Source organism: Aeromonas simiae (assembly GCF_000820125.1).
GTDB classification, from domain to species: Bacteria; Pseudomonadota; Gammaproteobacteria; order Enterobacterales; family Aeromonadaceae; genus Aeromonas; species Aeromonas simiae.
In genome coordinates this window covers 2,162-4,532 of sequence record NZ_CDBY01000083.1, presented here as the reverse complement: position 1 = coordinate 4,532, position 2,371 = coordinate 2,162, and the positions used below count along the sequence as shown (strand labels likewise).

Here is a 2,371-nt window from a genome sequence, read left to right as displayed (position 1 = left end):
GATGAAAGTGGCTGCGCTTGATGGGCAAAAAGGCCAGGGCCGCCAGCTGCGCCTGCCAGGGGCCGTGGTAACCGCGCAGGGCATGCAGCATCGGGGCGGCCGGCAGCCGGGTGCTGACCGAAAGGCACAGTGGCACGCTGACGCACTCGGGGCCCATCAACTGGCCGAGGGTGGCGTGGGCGGCAAGGAAACGCTCCAGCACCGCCAGCTCGGCATAGCCGGAGTCGAGCATGAGCAGCAGCGCCTCGAGGCGGGTGTGAAACGCCGCGAGGGCAGAGCGAAATCCCTGGCGCTGACGCAAGGCGAGCAGCTCATCGAGTGGCAGGCTCGCCAGGGCGCGCGGCACCGGCAGGGCGATCTCGAGCAGGAAGCAGTCCTGGCCGCCCCTGTGGTGATAGCGCGACTCGAGCAGGTGCAGCAGGCGGTCGAGGTAGTCGTGATCGGTGATGAGCACGCCCTCGTTGGCCAGCGCCCAGTCGCGCGCCAGCCGCATCGAGAGCAGGTTGGCCAGCCGGCGCGCCATCAGGATGCCGCCGGTGGTGGCGCTGGCAAAACCGGTCTGCACGCAGAAGTGGTGCAGGGGTTCAAGGCCGGCCTGGGCCGGGCAGAAGCAGTCGTGGTTGCGTCCCTCGCGCCAGCGCGCGATCAGCTCGCGGTTGCCAAAGACCTTGTGGCGCTCGAAGTCGGGGGCGAGCAGGGCCTCAAGCTGGGTGATGGCCGCAGGAGCGGCGCGCCTAAAAAAGTCGGCGCCGGGGGATTGGCCCAGCAGGTCGCTGCCCCGCAGGCGCTCCAGCGCGCCGTGCAGTTCGCTGCTCTCGCTCACGGTGAAGACAAAGGCGAGCCGCTCCAGCCAGAGCAGGGCGAATTTCAGCCAGAGCTCGTCCCGAACCTCCATGCCCGGGTAGTAGAGAAAGGTCTTCATGACGGTGTCCGGTGCGTGCGCGAGGGTTGCACTATAACGATTCGCTTTCGCAGCGGCAATTTCATGGGGAAGCGGCGGCCGATAGGATGAGCGCAAGCGTATTTTTGCCAGCGAAAACGGCGCTGGCCGCTCAAGAAATGGCCGCATTGGTGCTAGGTGATGGGCGGCTCCTTTGCTATAATCCGCGCCCTTGTTTCCCGCTCACCCGAGTTAATCCATGAAGTTCATCATCAAGCTGTTCCCGGAAATCACCATCAAGAGCAAGTCGGTTCGCCAGCGCTTCATCAAGATCCTGCAAGGCAACATCCGCAACGTGCTGCGCCGCTTCGACGAAGACGCCCGGGTGCGCATGGATTGGGACAAGCTGGTGGTGAGCTCGCGTAACGATCAGTTCCGCGATCAGGCCATCGATGCGCTCGCCTGCATTCCCGGCATCCAAGCCTTCCTCGAGGTGCAGGCCAGCAAGTTCACCGACCTGCACGACATCTTCGAGCAGGTCAAGGCCGTGTGGGGCGAGCAGCTCCAGGGCAAGACCTTCTGCGTGCGCGCCAAGCGCCACGGCAAGCACGAGTTCTCTTCGCTCGAAGTCGAGCGCTACGTCGGCGGCGGCCTAAACCAGCACTGCGAGAGCAACGGCGTGCGCCTGAAAAACCCGGACGTGCAGATCAACCTCGAGATCGACGGCGAGGAGCTGTTCATCGTCAGCGCCATCCACCAAGGGCTCGGCGGCATGCCGATCGCCACCCAGGAAGACGTGCTGAGCCTGCTCTCCGGCGGCTTTGACTCCGGGGTGGCCTCCTACCAGTTCATCAAGCGTGGCTGCCGCGTGCACTACTGCTTCTTTAACCTCGGTGGCGCCGCCCACGAGATCGGCGTCAAGCAGGTGGCCTACCACCTGTGGAGCCGCTTCGGCTCGTCGCACCGGGTGCGTTTCACCGCGGTGGACTTCGAGCCTGTGGTGGCCGAGATCCTCGAGAAGATCGACAACGGCCAGATGGGGGTGGTGCTCAAGCGCATGATGATGCGCGCCGCTGCCAACATCGCCGACCGTTTCCAGATCCCGGCCCTGGTGACCGGCGAGTGCGTGGGTCAGGTGTCGAGCCAGACCCTGACCAACCTCAACGTCATCGACCGGGTGACCGACAAGGTGATCCTGCGCCCGCTCATCACCTGGGACAAGCCGGACATCATGAACCAGGCGCGCAAGATAGGTACCCTGGAGTTCGCCGAGACCATGCCCGAGTACTGCGGCGTCATCTCCAAGAAGCCGACCGTGAAGGCGGATCTGGCGCGTATCGAGGCCGAGGAGCAGAACTTCGACTTCGCTATCCTCGATAAGGTGGTGGACGAGGCGCGCTACCTCGATATCCGCCGCATCGGTGAAGAGACCGCCGAGCAGGTGCAGGAAGTGGAAACCACCGCCGAGACCGGTGACGACGAGGTGATCCT

At 64.6% G+C, this 2,371-nt stretch carries 2 protein-coding genes; one reads left to right on the top strand and one right to left on the bottom strand.

The features are described from left to right. On the bottom strand, nucleotides 1–922 hold a 922-nt coding region (locus tag BN1134_RS16725; RefSeq protein ID WP_042048613.1), incomplete at its 3' end, for a hypothetical protein. Nucleotides 923–1,139: 217 nt separating this feature from the next. Here BN1134_RS16725 and thiI point away from each other — a divergent pair. Continuing rightward, a partial coding sequence (thiI, locus tag BN1134_RS16720; RefSeq protein ID WP_042048674.1) for a tRNA uracil 4-sulfurtransferase ThiI occupies nucleotides 1,140–2,371 on the top strand: 1,232 nt, incomplete at its 3' end.